General features: G+C 61.2%; 13 protein-coding genes. 6 read left to right on the top strand and 7 right to left on the bottom strand.

Annotated features, from left to right (window positions below):
- Positions 1 to 195 precede the first annotated feature (195 nt).
- The 3 genes from CI807_RS22035 (at position 196) to CI807_RS22025 (ending at position 3095) form a co-directional block, all read left to right on the top strand.
- Positions 196 to 1605, top strand: coding sequence for a circularly permuted type 2 ATP-grasp protein (locus CI807_RS22035; RefSeq protein ID WP_028616117.1), 1410 nt, complete (start codon positions 196 to 198; stop codon positions 1603 to 1605).
- A gap of 2 nt (positions 1606 to 1607) precedes the next feature.
- Positions 1608 to 2558, top strand: coding sequence for an alpha-E domain-containing protein (locus CI807_RS22030; RefSeq protein WP_016975680.1), 951 nt, complete (start codon positions 1608 to 1610; stop codon positions 2556 to 2558).
- A gap of 108 nt (positions 2559 to 2666) precedes the next feature.
- On the top strand, positions 2667 to 3095 hold the full coding sequence (locus CI807_RS22025) for a nuclear transport factor 2 family protein (RefSeq protein ID WP_068933196.1): 429 nt from the start codon (positions 2667 to 2669) through the stop codon (positions 3093 to 3095).
- Here CI807_RS22025 and msrA read toward each other — a convergent pair whose 3' ends face one another.
- Genes msrA through msrB form a run of 3 tightly spaced genes read right to left on the bottom strand, consistent with a single transcriptional unit; the run spans position 3096 to position 6058 of the window.
- Complete coding sequence (gene msrA / locus CI807_RS22020; RefSeq protein WP_038850521.1) at positions 3096 to 3791, bottom strand: peptide-methionine (S)-S-oxide reductase MsrA; 696 nt, start codon at positions 3789 to 3791, stop codon at positions 3096 to 3098.
- A 15-nt stretch (positions 3792 to 3806) separates the two neighbouring features.
- Positions 3807 to 5525: a cytochrome c biogenesis protein DipZ gene (locus CI807_RS22015; RefSeq protein ID WP_095016204.1), complete on the bottom strand. Its 1719-nt coding sequence runs from the start codon at positions 5523 to 5525 to the stop codon at positions 3807 to 3809.
- 32 nt (positions 5526 to 5557) lie between these two features.
- The gene (gene msrB / locus CI807_RS22010) at positions 5558 to 6058 is read right to left on the bottom strand and encodes a peptide-methionine (R)-S-oxide reductase MsrB (RefSeq protein WP_095016203.1); all 501 of its coding nucleotides are present in this window, start codon (positions 6056 to 6058) and stop codon (positions 5558 to 5560) included.
- Between the two features lie 141 nt (positions 6059 to 6199).
- Between msrB and CI807_RS22005 the strand changes: the two genes are divergently transcribed.
- Positions 6200 to 6910, top strand: a complete 711-nt coding sequence (locus tag CI807_RS22005; RefSeq protein ID WP_095016202.1) for a response regulator transcription factor — start codon at positions 6200 to 6202, stop codon at positions 6908 to 6910.
- Positions 6907 to 8373 carry a HAMP domain-containing sensor histidine kinase gene (locus tag CI807_RS22000; RefSeq protein WP_095016201.1) on the top strand — a complete coding sequence of 489 codons (1467 nt, stop codon included), beginning with the start codon at positions 6907 to 6909 and terminating at the stop codon, positions 8371 to 8373. The genes CI807_RS22005 and CI807_RS22000 overlap by 4 nt, the downstream gene beginning before the upstream one ends.
- On the opposite strand, the gene CI807_RS21995 is transcribed toward CI807_RS22000, so the two are convergent.
- The 3 genes from CI807_RS21995 to CI807_RS21985 form a co-directional block, all read right to left on the bottom strand.
- Positions 8336 to 9268 (bottom strand): alpha/beta fold hydrolase, encoded by a 933-nt coding sequence (locus CI807_RS21995; RefSeq protein WP_095016200.1) that lies wholly within the window; start codon positions 9266 to 9268, stop codon positions 8336 to 8338. The genes CI807_RS22000 and CI807_RS21995 overlap by 38 nt on opposite strands.
- A 79-nt stretch (positions 9269 to 9347) precedes the next feature.
- Entirely contained in the window at positions 9348 to 11603 is a 2256-nt protein-coding gene (locus tag CI807_RS21990; RefSeq protein ID WP_095016199.1) for an ATP-dependent DNA helicase, read from the bottom strand.
- Positions 11600 to 13246: a VRR-NUC domain-containing protein gene (locus CI807_RS21985; RefSeq protein WP_095016198.1), complete on the bottom strand. Its 1647-nt coding sequence runs from the start codon at positions 13244 to 13246 to the stop codon at positions 11600 to 11602. Before CI807_RS21985 ends, CI807_RS21990 begins: the two co-directional genes overlap by 4 nt.
- Before the next feature lie 185 nt (positions 13247 to 13431).
- On the opposite strand from CI807_RS21985, the gene CI807_RS21980 reads away from it, so the two are divergent.
- The gene (locus tag CI807_RS21980) at positions 13432 to 13656 is read left to right on the top strand and encodes a YgdI/YgdR family lipoprotein (RefSeq protein ID WP_095016197.1); all 225 of its coding nucleotides are present in this window, start codon (positions 13432 to 13434) and stop codon (positions 13654 to 13656) included.
- Positions 13657 to 13695: 39 nt separating this feature from the next.
- Here the strand turns inward: CI807_RS21980 and CI807_RS21975 are convergent, their stop codons facing one another.
- Entirely contained in the window at positions 13696 to 15108 is a 1413-nt protein-coding gene (locus CI807_RS21975; protein ID WP_095016196.1) for a lipase, read from the bottom strand.
- Between the last annotated feature and the right edge of the window lie 74 nt (positions 15109 to 15182).

The raw sequence follows: 15182 nt of genomic DNA, 5'->3' as shown, positions 1-15182 counted from the left end.
ATTCCGGCACAAGCATTGCTTTATCCATTCATCTGCCCGGATACAGGAGCATTGGTTACCCCCCGACCCAGAGCCGACCCCATAAGAAAGTAAGGACCAGGCCCATTGGCACTCACCGCCACGGGCTCATAAAAAATGCGTTTTTTGAAACGGCAGTGCCACCCCTGTTCCTCTCGGCACTGACAAGGTACTGGAATGGCTCGATCTTTCTTTGATGAAATGAATGACGCAAACGGCGTATGCCGTGCGCATTACCAGGATTTTTCCCGCTGGCTGGCGAATACGCCGCCGGAACTGCTGGCCCAGCGTCGCCGTGAAGCCGATTTGCTGTTCCACCGCGCCGGAATCACCTTCACCCTGTATGGCGACGAGCAAGACACCGAGCGCCTGATCCCCTTCGACATCATCCCCCGCAGCATCCCCGCCAGTGAGTGGAGCGTGATCGAGCGCGGCTGTATTCAGCGCGTCAATGCGCTGAACATGTTCCTCGCCGACATCTACCACGACCAGCGCATCATCAAGGCCGGGATCATTCCGGCAGACCAGGTGCTGGGCAACGAGGGTTACCAGAAAGCCATGGTCGGCCTGGACCTGCACCGCGACATCTATTCGCACATTTCCGGCGTGGACCTGGTGCGCGACGGTGACGGCACCTACTACGTGCTGGAAGACAACCTGCGTACCCCCAGCGGCGTGAGCTACATGCTCGAAGACCGCAAAATGATGATGCGTCTGTTCCCCGAGGTGTTCGCCAAGCAGCGCATCGCGCCGGTGGACCACTACCCCAACCTGCTGCTCAAGACCCTGAAAAGCTCAAGCCGCCTGGACAACCCCAACGTGGTGGTGCTGACGCCGGGCCGCTTTAACAGCGCGTTCTTCGAGCATGCGTTCCTGGCCCGTGAAATGGGCGTTGAGTTGGTCGAGGGCGCGGACCTGTTCGTGCAGGACCTCAAGGTGTTCATGCGCACCACCGACGGCCCCAAGCCGGTGGATGTGATCTACCGGCGTATCGACGACGCTTTCCTCGACCCCAAGGCCTTCAACCCGGAGTCGATGCTCGGCGTTCCCGGCCTGGTCGCCGCTTATTGCGCCGGCAATGTGGTGCTGGCCAATGCCATCGGCACCGGCGTGGCCGACGACAAGTCGATCTACCCCTATGTGCCGGAAATGATCCGTTTCTACCTGGATGAAGAACCGGTGTTACAGAACGTACCGACTTTCCAGTGCCGCAAGCCGGATGAACTGTCCCACGTGCTGGCCAACCTGCCGGAACTGGTGGTCAAGGAAACCCAGGGCTCCGGCGGCTACGGCATGCTGGTCGGCCCGGCCTCCAGCGCCGCCGAGATCGAGGATTTCCGCCAACGCATCAAGGCCAGGCCCCACGCCTACATCGCCCAACCGACCCTGAGCCTGTCCACCTGCCCGACCTTTGTCGAAAACGGCATCGCCCCACGGCATATCGACCTGCGGCCCTTTGTGCTCTCAGGCAAGGAAACCCGCCTGGTGCCCGGTGGCCTCACCCGCGTGGCGCTGAAGGAAGGCTCGTTGATCGTCAACTCGTCGCAAGGCGGCGGAACCAAGGACACCTGGGTGGTGGAGGGCTGAGTATGTTGAGTAGAACCGCCGCAGATCTGTACTGGATGTCCCGTTACCTGGAACGCGCCGAGAACCTGGCGCGCATGCTTGAAGTCAGTTATTCCCTGTCGTTGATGCCCCAGGCCGGGCGCAGTGATGGGCTGGATGAGCTGGCCATGTCGTTGCTCAGCAGTGGCACCCTCGACAGCTACCTGGAACGTCATAAACAGCTGGACGCCGAGCGCATGCTGCACTTTTTTGCCCTCGACGAAGAGAACCCCGCCAGCATCTACAACTGCCTGCGTGCCGCCCGAGGCAATGCCCATGCGGTACGCGGGCGCATCACCGCCGACATGTGGGAAAACCTCAACGCCACCTGGCTCGAAATGCGCAGCATCGCTGCCGGCGGCTTGGCGCGACATGGCATCAGCCACTTCTGTGATTGGGTCAAGCAGCGTTCGCACCTGTTCCGGGGAGCGACGTCGGGGACGATCATGCGCAATGACGCCTACCGGTTTATCCGCCTCGGCACCTTTGTCGAGCGCGCCGACAACACCCTGCGCTTGCTGGATGCGCGCTACGAGATGTTTGGCGAGGAGTCGGAAGAAGTCAGCGACTTGTCGGCACGCGGTTATTACCAGTGGAGCGCCCTGCTCCGCGCGTTGTCGTCGTTCGAGGCGTATACCGAGCTGTACCCGAACGCGCTGAATGCCCGCTCCGTGTCCGAGTTGCTGCTGTTGCGCAGTGATGTGCCGCGTTCGTTGCATGCCTGCATCGAAGAACTGAGCCATATCCTGGCGGACCTGCCCGGCAGTTATGGGCGCACGGCGCAACGTCTGGCCGCTGAGTTTGAAGCGCGGCTGAGGTATACCGGGATCGATGAGATTCTTGAGGAGGGATTGCACGCCCGTCTAACGGACTTTATCGACACCGTGCGCGAGTTGGCGCGGGCGATTCACAGCTCATACCTGGAGATGGTCTAAGTGCGTTTAGGTCACTTATCTGTAATTTAGGGTGATTGACCCTGTTTGGATACCGCTCTTATGTTGGGCAGGTGAAATGCCTTCCCATCATAAGAACAGGTACAGAACATGTCCGAACTCACGCTCAACCCTGCGGCTGCACACACTCTGCAACGCTGGCACGCCATGTTGGCCAATCGTGACCTCAAGGCCCTGCCCGAACTGTTGGCGCCCGACGCCGTCTTCCGCTCGCCTATGGCTCATACGCCCTACCCCGGCGCGCCAGTGGTGTCGATGATCCTCAATACGGTGATCAACGTCTTCGAAGACTTCACCTATCACCGTGAACTCGCCACCGGCGATGGCTTGAGTGTGGTGCTGGAATTCAGCGCGCGCGTGGGTGACAAGCAGCTCAAGGGTATCGACCTGATCCGCTTCAACGAACACGGGCAGATCATCGAGTTTGAAGTGATGATCCGCCCGTTGAGCGGGCTGCAAGCCCTGGGTGAGGAAATGGGCCGACGCCTGGCGCCTTACTTGGCCAAGGCTAAAGGCTGATTACTGGTTTTTCACCAGCACCGGCTCGGCGCTGTATTGCTCTGGAAACAGCTTTTTCAGTTGCGCCACTTTCGGCAGGTCGTTGATCACGATGTAGGGGTAAGACGGGTTTTCGGTGAGGAAGTCCTGATGGTAGGACTCCGCCGGGAAGAACGCCTTACCCATTTCGATCTGGGTGACGATGGGTTTGTCGAAGGATTTAGCGGCATCCAACTGGGCGATGTAGGCCTGGGCGACTTTTTGCTGCTCGGCGTTCTGCGCGAAGATTGCAGATCGGTATTGGGTGCCGGTGTCCGGCCCCTGGCGGTTGAGTTCGGTGGGGTTGTGGGCGACCGAGAAGTAGATCTGCAGCAGTTTGCCGTAGCTGACTTTACTCGGGTCGTAGGTGACGGACACGGACTCGGCGTGGCCGGTATCGCCTTCACTGACGGCTTCATATTGCGCGGTACTCGCCGCCCCACCGTCGTAGCCGGACACGGCGTTTTTTACCCCTTGCACGTGCTGGAATACCCCCTGTACACCCCAGAAGCAGCCGCCGGCGAACACGGCGGTTTGCAGGTTGCCTGAGGTTGCAGGCAGGTCCAGGGCCGGTGGCGCGATGACGACGGCATCGTCGGAGGCGCCGAAGGAGAAGGCTGAGCTTTGGCCGACGAAGGCAGCGAAAGCCAGTGCGGGCAGGTATTTGAATACATTCATGACAGGCACTCCGGGTTAACCAAAGGTGAAGGCATACGCCGACACGTTGGGGTCGAGGAATTCGATGGTGAAGGTGCGGTCTTGCACGGCGCCCGGCTGACGCACGAGCTGATACAAGCGCTGTTCGGTGACGGTGCCGCGGCCATCCGGGGCCACATCGGTGCCATGGGCTTCGCCCGGGGCCTGGCCATCGATCGTGACTTTGAAGCGCACCGGTTTTCCATCGGCGCCAGGGCCCAGCACCAGATGCAGGTCACGGGCATGGAAGCGGTAGGCGATGCGTCCGCCGGCCTGGTCGAGGGTGGCCTGCTGGCCGCCGACGTTCCATTGGCCTTCCAGGGTCCAGTTGTTCAGGGCCAGGGGGCCGGATTTGACGAAATTCTCGGCGCGCTGGGCGCCCAGGTAGGTTTCCGGCGACTGCACTTCGTTCATGTCCGGCGCTTGCTGCACGCCCTTGGCGTCGGCTTCGATCAAACCACCTGCAACGTGCTGGGCACCAGCTTCACGCAGCAACTGCTGGATCACTCGCTCCGATTCGGCATAGTCGCCCTCGCCAAAGTGGTGATAGCGGATCTGCCCCTTGGCATCGGCAAAGTAATGGGCCGGCCAGTACTGGTTGTTGAACGCGCGCCAGACCTTGTAGTTGTTGTCGATGGCCACTGGGTAGGTAATACCCAGGTCTTTCATGGCCTTGGTCACATTGTTGACGTCGCGTTCAAAGGCGAATTCCGGCGCATGCACGCCAATCACCACCAGGCCCTGGTCGCGGTACTTGTCGGCCCAGGCTTTCACGTACGGCAAGGTGCGCAGGCAGTTGATGCAGGAGTAGGTCCAGAAATCCACCAGCACCACCTTGCCCTTGAGTGCTTCGGCGCTCAGTGGCGGGCTATTGAGCCATTGCACGGCGCCGTCCAGGGACGGCAGCGCACCTTCGATGGGAAGTGCGTCGCTGTGATTGGCGGCGGCCATCATTGCGCCTCCCGCCATCATCGCCCCACCCTTTTGTTCCGGTTTGGTGCTGAACCTGTCCACCAGGCGCTGTTCCAGGCCACCGGTGGACGCCGTCGACAGCCGCGACAGCACGCCGGTGTCCAGGCCCAGCGCAATGGCGGCCACCCCGGCCAGCATCAACGCACCGAGGCCCCGGCGCAGCCATTCACCGGCGCCGAGGGACTTCTTCATGAAACCGAAGACTTTACCGCCGACCAACAAGGCCAGCGCGAGGGAGGTCGCAGCCCCGGCGGCGTAAGCCAGCAAGAGCAAGGTAGTGCCGATGCTGGCGCCCTGCAGTGCAGCGCCGGTGAGCACCAGTCCCAGGATCGGCCCGGCGCACGGTGCCCACAGCAACCCCGTGGCGACGCCGATCAGGAACGATGCGCCCGGACGCGGCCTGGCGTCGGCCCCGGCGGCTTGCGACAAGCGACTGCCGGCGGCCACCAACGGACGCGTCAGACGTTCCGACAGTTGCGGCAACAACAGCGTTAAGCCGAACAGCGCAACGCACAGCAACGCGAGCCAGCGACCGTATTGATTGACTTGCACCACCCAGCCGCCGCCCACCGCCGCGAGCGTTGCCACCAGGGCGAATGTCACCGCCATCCCCGCTAACAGCGGCAAGCCACTGCGCAAAAACGGCTGCCCGGTGCGAGCGAAGACAAAAGGCAGAACAGGCAGGATGCACGGGCTGACGATTGTCAGCACGCCGCCCAGGTACGCGAGAACCAGAAGCCACATGGCAGGGAACCTTATAAGAGAAAGACATCGGCTTAAGCCGCCGTGAACGTCATGGCGGCGCCGTTCATGCAGTAGCGCAGGCCGGTGGGTTGCGGGCCGTCATCGAACACGTGCCCTTGGTGACCGCCACAGCGACGGCAGTGGATTTCCTTGCGCACCGCGCCGTAGGACGTGTCCCTGCGACTGGCAACGGCGTTATCCAGCGGCTGCCAGAAACTTGGCCAGCCGGTGTGGCTGTTGAATTTGGTGGTCGAGGAAAACAGCGGCAGTGCGCAGCCGGCACAGGCGAAGGTGCCGGTACGGTGTTCGTCATTCAGCGCACTGGTGTAAGGGCGTTCGGTGCCCTCCTCGCGCAGGATTTCGTATTGCTCGGCAGTGAGCAGGCTGCGCCATTGCGCGTCGGTGTGGCTCACTTCGAAGGTTTCGGCCGCTTCGGCTTCGGTGACCAGGTCGAGCTGTTTGAGCAGGCCACCGGCCAGGACCGCGACCCCCAGGCCGCCACCGGCCAGGAGTAATTGTCGGCGTGAGTACATGGGGCATTCCTCCATAAGCTTTGAACCCATCCTGAGCCCTGGCCGGTCGCGGAATCCTCACGCAGAGTTAAACAATTCGTGATAACTACACTGTTGCAAAACCCGCACAATGCGCGGACTACAAGCGAAGGTTTCTCTTACATGGATCAGCCAAAACGTGTCCTGGTGGTCGAGGACGATGCCCATATCGCCGACCTGATCTGCCTGCACCTGCGTGATGAACAATTCCAGGTGGTGCACAGCGCCGACGGCACCGAAGGCCTGCGTCTGCTGGAGCAAGGCGGCTGGGACGCGCTGATCCTCGACCTGATGCTGCCCGGCGTCGACGGCCTGGAGATCTGCCGCCGCGCCCGCGCCATGACGCGCTACACACCCATCATCATCACCAGCGCGCGCTCCAGCGAGCTGCACCGCATCCTCGGCCTGGAGCTGGGCGCGGATGACTACCTCGCCAAACCCTTTTCCATGCCGGAACTGGTTGCGCGGGTGAAGGCACTGTTGCGCCGGGTCGACGCCATGGCGCGCAACCTGAAGATGGATGCTGGCAGCCTTGATCTCGGCCAATTGTTCATCAACCCGCTGACCCGTGACGCTACCCTGCAAGGCCAGCGCCTGGACCTCACGCCACGGGAATTCGACCTGCTGTACTTCTTCGCCCGCCAACCGGGCAAGGTGTTCTCACGCATGGAGCTGCTCAATGCGGTGTGGGGCTACAGCCATGAAGGTTATGAACATACGGTGAACACCCATATCAATCGCCTGCGCGCCAAGGTCGAAACCGACCCGGCCAACCCGGCGCGCATCCTCACGGTGTGGGGTCGCGGCTACAAGTTTGCCGAGAGCCCACCATGAAACTGACACTGACCCAACGCCTGTCGGTGGTGTTCGCCGTGTTGTTGCTGATCTGCAGCGGCACCTCGGCCTGGCTGCAAGTGCGTTCCAACCACATGCATGAACTGGAGGTGGTGCAAGGTCTGTCCCGCGACCTGGCGGCGCACATTGCCCGCGACACGCAGTTGATGGATGCCGATGGCCTCAAGCCCGACGCGGTGCGTAATCTGTTCAGCCAGTTGATGCTGGTCAACCCGAGTGTCGAGGTGTACTTGCTCGACATCGACGGCCGTGTGGTCGGCAACGCCGCGCCCAGCGGGCATTTGCTGCGCGAGCAGGTTGACCTCGCACCCGTGCGGCGCTTCCTGGCCGGGTTCATGCTGCCGATCCTCGGTGACGACCCGCGCAGCCTCGATGGGCGCAAGGTGTTCAGCGCGGCGCCCCTCATGGCCGGCGGCCAGCAGACCGGTTTCCTGTACGTGGTGCTGCTCGGAGAGGCTCATGACGCCTACGACGCCAAGGACGCCACCGGCATGGCGTTGAAGATCGCGCTGTGGTCCATCGGCCTGGTCGCCCTGCTCTGCTTGATGGCCGGGCTGATTGCGTTCGCCTGGATCACCCGCCCGCTGCGCCAGTTGACCGATAAAGTCGGCCAATTCGACATCAATGGTGCACCCAAAGCGGCTAAACCCACTGCGTCGGAACTCACCAGCGGCGATGAAATTGCCGTGCTCGATCACGCCTTCGTGCAAATGGAAAACCGCCTGGGCGAACAGTGGCGTGCCATCACCCATCAGGACCAGGAACGCCGGGAAATGGTCGCCAATATCTCCCACGACCTGCGCACGCCATTGGCCTCGCTACATGGCTATCTGGAAACCCTGTCGCTCAAGGATGCCAGCCTCAGCCCCGAGGAACGCCGCCGTTACCTCGGCATTGCCCTGGACCAGAGCCGCAAGGTTGGCGGTCTGGCCCAGTCATTGCTGGAGCTGGTGCGCTTGGAACATGGCTTTGTCCAGCCGGTGATCGAAGGGTTTTCATTACCTGATTTGGTGCAGGACATCTTCCAGAAATTCGAACTGACCGCCGAAGCACGCGGTATTACGCTCACCGCGACCTTGCCGCCGCAGGTGCCCACGGTGCTGGCGGACCTGGGCCTGATCGAGCGAGTGCTGACCAACCTGCTGGATAACGCCCTGCGTCATACACCGGTGAACGGCGAAATTGAGGTGACGTTGTCGCCGGAACCCAGCGCTGTCGCCGTCACGGTCAGCGATAGCGGCCCAGGCATCGACGCCGAGCTGCGCGAAGGCTTGTTCCTGCGCGCCTTCACCATCGGCGGCGCCCGTCGTGACGGCGGCCTGGGCCTGCGTATCGTGCACCGCATCCTGCAATTGCATGGGCGCAGCATTCGCCTGGTGGATCAGCCCGGTCGAGGGGCGACCTTTACGTTTTCCCTAGAAAGCCGAGCATCAGTGCGTTGACCTGTTGGGCTTGTTCGTTCTGGATCCAGTGACCACAGTTGGCCAGCACGTGCGGCTCAAGCTGCGGCACTGAATCCGGCATGCGCTTGAGCGTGTGAGCTTCGAAGACCCCGACCGGGTCGCGGTCGCCGATCAGGAACAGTGTGGGTTGCAGCACTTTCTGCCCAGCGAGGAACTCGGTGCGTTGCCAGTTGCGTTCGAAGTTGCGATACCAGTTCAGGGGGCCACGAAAACCGTGCTCGGCGAAGGTGTTCACATAAACGTCCAGATCCGCCTGGGAACACCATTGCGGCAATGCACCGGGCACTGGAACACCTTCAAGCAAGGTCGCGCTTGCCGGCTTCTGCTGTAGAAACACATCCTGGTCCTGCATGAATAAACGCAAGGTGCGCTCGATATCAGCCCCCAGCTCCTGTTCGGCAACGCCGGGTGCCTGGAAGTACAGGATGTAGTTAAAGCGCTCGGCGTACAGCTCGCGCATGATTTCGATCACCGGCCGACGGGCACGCCCAGCGAACGGCACGGACATCGTGATCAAGCGTGTGACACGCTCAGGCTCAAGCAAGGCCAGGTGCCAAGCCACCACGGCACCCCAGTCATGGCCGACCATCACCACCTGCGTATGGCCGAAATGATCCATGGCCTGCTGGATATCGGCGCATAGCGTCAGCAGGTCATAGTCGGCAATTTCAGCCGGTGAACTGCTGCCCCCGTAACCGCGCATTTGCGGGGCAAACACCTGATAACCCGCCGCCACAAGCGCGGGAATTTGCTCGCGCCACGAGTGCCAGCATTCCGGGAAACCGTGAAGCAGCCAGATCGGCGCACCCTGGTCAGGGCCCGCACTATGAACACTTAACTCAATACCGTTGACGCTGATGAGGTGCTGGCGCATGGGCATGGCCTTTTGAAGGTTTCTCCCAGCGTGGACCATGACTGTTTTAGCCGCCAGCATCATTGACGACAGGAATGACTCAAGCCACCGCCCACCAGCGCGGCAACAATTGACGTACCCGTGCCTCGCCAAATCGGTCATCGATCAGCATCACCACACCCTGGTCCTGCTGGCTGCGGATCACCCGACCCGCCGCCTGCACGACTTTCTGGATGCCAGGGTACAGGTAGGTGTAGTCGTAGCCCGCGCCGAAGATTGCGCCCATGCGCAACTTCATCTGCTCATTGATCGGGTTCAACTGGGGCAGGCCAAGGGTGGCAATGAATGCACCGATCAAGCGGGTGCCGGGCAAGTCGATGCCCTCACCGAATGCACCGCCGAGCACGGCAAACCCGATGCCCTGACTGTGTTCGGTGAACTGGTCGAGAAAGGCCTGGCGCTCGGCCTCGGCCATGCCGCGTGACTGTTGCCACAGCATAATCGCCGGATGTTTCTCGGCCAGCAACTGCGCCACTTGTTGCAGATAATCGAAACTGCTGAAGAACGCCAGGTAATTGCCGGGCTGCTGGGTGTACTGGCGGGCGATCAGCTCGACGATAGGCTCCAGCGAGGCCTGGCGATGCACGAAGCGCGTGGAAATTGCATCGACAATGTGCACCTGCAACTGCTCAGCCTTGAACGGCGACTCCACATCGACCCACGCCGTATCCGTCGGCAGGCCCAGCAAATCCGCATAGTAATGACGAGGGCTCAGGGTCGCAGAAAACAGCACGCTGCTGCGGGCGGCCGTCAGCCGTGGGCGAATGAACTCGGCAGGCACCACGTTGCGCAGGCACAGGGTCGAGCTGCTGCGTTTACCGCTGAACTGCCGCTTGCTGATATCGAAAATGAAGTGTTCGTTGAACAACTCGGCGACCTTGCCGAATTGCAGTACCTCAAAATAAAAACTTTGCAGGTCGCCGCTGAGAGACTCAGGGTGATCGTTGAAGTATTCGCCCATGGCGCTGGCGCACAGGCTCAGCGCCTGCAGCAGTTTTTCGGGCCGGGCAGCATAGGCCTGGTACGGCGCGAGCTGGTCCTTGTGCAGCGCGTTCCACTCACGGTTGAGGCGCTGCAAGGATTTCTTCAAGGGCTCGGGGGCCGTGTCGCGCAGGGTCTTGAGGTGGTACTGGTCGAGGCTGGCGCTGTACATCGAACGGGCCCGTTCGACCAGGTTGTGCGCCTCGTCCACCAACACCGCCGCGCGCCACTGGTTGAGCTGGGCAAGGCCGAACAGCATGGCACCAAAATCGAAGTAGTAGTTGTAGTCGGCGACCACCAGGTCGGCCCAGCGCGCCATTTCCTGGCTCAGGTAATACGGGCAAACGTCATGGGCCAGGGCCACGTCGCGCAGGTTGCGTTGGTCCAGCAGGCGCACCTTGGCAGCGGCGATGCGGGCGGCGGGCAAGCGGTCGTAGAAGCCCCTGGCCAACGGGCAGGATTCGCCGTGACAGGCTTTGTCCAGGTGCTCGCAGGCTTTGTCCCGCGCCACCAACTCCAGCACACGCAAAGGCATGTCGGGACTGCTGGCATGCAGCACTTGAGCGGCATCCAGGGCGAGCTTACGACCGGGGGTCTTGGCGGTGAGGAAGAACAGCTTGTCCAGTTGCTGGGGGCCCAGGGCCTTGAGCAACGGGAAGATCGTGCCAATGGTCTTGCCGATGCCGGTCGGCGCCTGGGCCATCAGGCAACGACCGGTGCTGACCGCCTTGTATACCGATTCGGCGAGTGAACGCTGGCCAGGACGGAAACCGGCATGGGGAAACGCCAGGGTTTGCGCGGCGCGGTTGCGCGCTTCACGGTGCGCCACTTCCTGCTCGGCCCAGCCGAGGAACAGCGCGCATTGCTGGTTGAAGAAGGTTTCCAGCTCGGTAGCTTGAAAGCGTTGGTTGAGCACCGTCTCGCCTTCGCCGACGATATCGAAGTACACCAGCGCCAGGTCGATCTCTGACAGGTTGAGCTTCTGGCACATCAGCCAGCCATACACTTTGACCTGGGCCCAGTGCAATTGCCGGTGGTTGGCCGGCTGGGCGTCGAGGTCGCCACGATAGGTCTTCACTTCCTCCAGGCGGTTGGCATCCGGGTCGTAGCCGTCCGCCCTGCCCCGCACCTTGAGCTGCTGGTATTCGCCTTCAAGCGCGACTTCATTCTGGTAGTGCGCGCTGCGTCGTGAGGCGACGGTGCGGTGGCCGACAATGCCTTCCTGGGCGCTGGGCGACGGTGTGAAGCGCAGGTCGAGGTCACCAACCTTGGCCGTGAACTCGCACAACGCCCGCACGGCAACGTTGTAGCTCAAGCGGATTCTGCCCAGCGCACATAGCAGACGGTCACCGGCATCTGGTACTCGCCGCAGAATTCCAGCCAGCGCAACTGGTTGTCCTGCAAGCGATCGCCAGGCCCTTTGACCTCGATCATGCGGTAGGTTTTTTGCGCCGGCCAGAACTGGATCAGGTCGGGCATACCGGCGCGGTTGGCACGGATGTCCAGCAGCAGCCGTTCAAACCAATAGCGCAGGTGTTCGGCGGGCAGGCAGGCCAGGGCCTGCTCCAAGAGGTCTTCACTGAGCAGGTTCCAGAACACGAACGGTGACTGGATCCCCCACTTGTCGCTGTAACGCTGGCGAATGGTGGTTTTGTAGCGTTCGTCCTGCAATTGCTCGAAACACGCAGCGAACAGTGGTGCACGGCGTTGATGGAAGTCTTCGCTGTGCAGGTCCGCCGGACCGCGTTGGAACGGGTGGAAAAATGAACCCGGCAGCGGTGTAAAGATCACGTCCCAGCACAGCAGGCCGAACAGTGAATTGATCAGCCCGTTTTCAACGTAGTGCACCGGCCCATCGGGCTCGCTGAGGTGAGCCTGCACGCAATACTCCACCGACATCAGCGGCTCGGGTAGCGCAAGGGCCAGGTCCAGGCGCACGACCGGGCGTGGCTTCACTTTCGGCAAGGCCGGTTCACCCAGTTTGCGGCGCAGGCGTGGCACGACACGCAATAAGTGCTGCTGCTCGGCGGCGCTTTCCGGCGCCTGTTGGGCGGCGCTCGCCAGGGCCATGGCTTGGCCGTAGTCCTCTTGACGTTCCAATACCCGGATCAATCGTGAGCGGGCACCGGGATAGGCACAACTGCGGTAAATCTGTTCCGCCAACGCCAATTCGACAATGCGCTCGCAATATTGACCGACCTGGAACAACAACTTGGCCCGGCGTTTTTCCAGCCAGGGGTTGTCGGTACTCAGAGTGGCGACCCGGGCCAGTACCATCTCCAGCGCTTCACCGGTTTCAAAGGCCTGCTGGCACTGGTGCAGGAACAGAAACCCCTGCACATCATCCCGGCTGCGCAGGCCACGGGATTCTGCGCAGAACTCGACTTTTTCGTAGGTGTAGATGCCCAGGTCGGCCAGCACGAATTCCGACCAGTCCTGATGCAGGTTGCCAAAAAACATCAGGCGCAGGCGATCGCATAATTCCATGACGGTGAGGCTGTACAGGGTGTCGGCAAGGTCCGGACACCAGTTGGCAAAACTGCGGCTGTCGATGAATTGCGCCGCCAGCCCTTCCAACCAATCGGACTTCCTGCCCTTGGGCTGGTCGATCCAGGGCTTGAACGCACCGAATATCTCGCCTTTTTGCAGCAAGCCGAACAGCGCTTCAAAGGCCAGCAGGGACTCATTGTCGACCCAGCCCAATGCAAGCAATGGCGCGGCAGCGGTGTGCGTGCAGCCGATCTCCACGTAATTGAGTTTGCTCGCCCGAAAATGTACACCCTTGCGCATCACCATGCGCACCAAAAGCGCTTGGGACGCCTGCGGCAACCTGTCAAATTGCTGAATGAAATGCTGTTCGTCTGCACAGAGCAGATCGGCATAGCGTTGCCCCAGCCAATGCAGGACCTGGCGGAAGTTATGCAGGTAATAGAGCGGGTCTTCGAGGGTATTGGCCATGGTGTACAGCGATCAAATACTGGTTATGCATACAGATTGCCGTCGCCAAGGCGAGGTTGCAATCGCTAATAGATAAATGGCACCTGCAACTTTTTACATAAAAGTGATCAGATGGTGAAGTCGATGGCGTAACATTTGTCGCCCGCGCCTCTGGCGTGGGACTTTTCAAGGTCAAGGTAAGGGTTATGAACATGAAGAATTTGGGTCTGCCGCTGGTTGCACTCACTTTTCTGGTATTGGCCGGTTGCGCGACGCAAACCGTAGTGACGCTGCAAAATGGCACACAGTATTTGACCAAGGACACCCCAAAAACCAAGACTGCCGATGGCTTCTACGAATTCACCGATATTGCCGGCAAGCGTGTACGGGTCAAGGCGTCTGACGTGGCCACCGTGCGCAAGGAAAACTAATGAATAATGGTGTGGGGGCCAGGCCCCCACACGCCTCCCTCATGCGATAACCATCCCCTCCCCCGACCAGCCACTCACGCCCACCAGTGTCACCGAATCCCCGCCAACACTGATCACCGTATCCCCGCCGTGCTCACGGTAGTCCACACTCCCCTGCACATCCTTGAACACCAGCTTGTCCGTCGGTTGATAGCCAATCACCCGGTCCTGGCCAAAATGCCCGCTGAACAGAAAGGTGTTGTGCCCGCTGTTATCGCGGATCGTGTCATTGCCCTTGCCGCCCTCGATAAAATCCGCGCCCTTGCCGCCCTGGATCAGGTCATTGCCGTCGCTGCCGATGATGAAGGTGTTGCCCTTGTGCGGCTCGGCATTGCGGTTGAGATCCTGCACCCAGGTGTTGGCCCGCGCCGGGTCGGACAGGTTGGCCACGATCACGGTGGAATCACGGGTCATCTGCTCGTAAAAACCCGATTCGAGCACCCGCGTCAGACCGTCGCCATAGCCCGTGGGCAGATGGGAAACCCAGGTCGGCAGGTTGACGATGGAGAACGGCAACACATTCCACAGCGTTGAGGCGTAGTGGTCGTTGAAGCTGACGATGTTGTCGGTGGTCGACTCATGGGGTTTGTCGTGCACGCCCAGGGACGACAGGTTGAAGGACGAGCCATCCAGTGCACGGAACACCGGGTCATTCTCGTAGCCGATGTTGAGCACTTTGTCGCCTGCACTCTGGGTGGGCGAGGCGTAGGCCACGTAGTTGGCGTCCTTGTAGAACCCCGCCCACTTGTTGTTGCTCAGGTCGGCCATGCTGTTGACGGCCAGCCCGCCCAGGCTGTGGCCGCTGACCACCACATCCTTGCCGGTCAAGCCGTGCGCACTGGCGTAGTCGGCGACGTTCTTGAGCAAGCCGCCAAAGGCCTCTCCAGCGTAATTCTTCGCGTAATCCTTGGGCCCCAGGGCCGCCAGCAGGTCGCTGACCAGATCGCTGATGGAGTCGCTGATCAGGCTTTCACGAGGCCCTGAGGTACCCCGAAAACCGATGCCGATTTCCAACAGTTTTCCGGCGTCATCGTACTTGCCCAGCACCTCGACCTGGGCCGTGGTGTAGCCCGCCTTTTCGCCAAAGAAGGTGCCTCGCGCATCGACTTTGCCACCGTAACCCAAGGTGCTGGCACTGATGGGCGTCCAACCGGCCTTTTGTACCGCGTCCAGCGCGGCTTTTTCCGAATCCGGGTTCCACGGAATGCCAGGGATCACGCCCTGGGAGTTCGTGCTGCCCAGCAGCGCACCGACCAACGTCGCCGGCAAGCCCAGCCCCAGGCCGTTATGTTGGTAACCCACGGCAAAGCCGTTATCCAGGTTGTGGTAGGAATACAACGTGATCGCCATGGCATCGGCAAACAACGCTTTGGAGCCCTCGGTGCCGAGGTTTTTATAGTCAAAGATACCCATCGGTAGTGCCTCTCTGTTGTTGGACTTGTCGAGAAAGCCAAACCTGCGGGCACCGGTGGCGCCGACACCCGCAA

The sequence above is a fragment of the Pseudomonas sp. NS1(2017) genome, from assembly GCF_002269425.1.
Classification (GTDB): domain Bacteria; phylum Pseudomonadota; class Gammaproteobacteria; order Pseudomonadales; family Pseudomonadaceae; genus Aquipseudomonas; species Aquipseudomonas reactans.
Note: the sequence above shows the minus strand (reverse complement) of the source record. Positions and strands in the feature narration are given on the sequence as shown.

Excerpts from the sequence above, each read along its gene's own strand:
- CI807_RS21980 (WP_095016197.1), top strand. The coding sequence starts at position 13,432 with ATGAACATGAAGAATTTGGGTCTGCCGCTGGTTGCACTCACTTTTCTG.
- CI807_RS21995 (WP_095016200.1), bottom strand. The coding sequence starts at position 9,268 with ATGCGCCAGCACCTCATCAGCGTCAACGGTATTGAGTTAAGTGTTCAT.
- CI807_RS22015 (WP_095016204.1), bottom strand. The coding sequence starts at position 5,525 with ATGTGGCTTCTGGTTCTCGCGTACCTGGGCGGCGTGCTGACAATCGTC.
- CI807_RS22000 (WP_095016201.1), top strand. The coding sequence starts at position 6,907 with ATGAAACTGACACTGACCCAACGCCTGTCGGTGGTGTTCGCCGTGTTG.
- msrB (WP_095016203.1), bottom strand. The coding sequence starts at position 6,058 with ATGTACTCACGCCGACAATTACTCCTGGCCGGTGGCGGCCTGGGGGTC.
- msrA (WP_038850521.1), bottom strand. The coding sequence starts at position 3,791 with ATGAATGTATTCAAATACCTGCCCGCACTGGCTTTCGCTGCCTTCGTC.
- CI807_RS22035 (WP_028616117.1), top strand. The coding sequence starts at position 196 with ATGGCTCGATCTTTCTTTGATGAAATGAATGACGCAAACGGCGTATGC.
- CI807_RS21975 (WP_095016196.1), bottom strand. The coding sequence starts at position 15,108 with ATGGGTATCTTTGACTATAAAAACCTCGGCACCGAGGGCTCCAAAGCG.
- CI807_RS22025 (WP_068933196.1), top strand. The coding sequence starts at position 2,667 with ATGTCCGAACTCACGCTCAACCCTGCGGCTGCACACACTCTGCAACGC.
- CI807_RS22005 (WP_095016202.1), top strand. The coding sequence starts at position 6,200 with ATGGATCAGCCAAAACGTGTCCTGGTGGTCGAGGACGATGCCCATATC.
- CI807_RS22030 (WP_016975680.1), top strand. The coding sequence starts at position 1,608 with ATGTTGAGTAGAACCGCCGCAGATCTGTACTGGATGTCCCGTTACCTG.
- CI807_RS21985 (WP_095016198.1), bottom strand. The coding sequence starts at position 13,246 with ATGGCCAATACCCTCGAAGACCCGCTCTATTACCTGCATAACTTCCGC.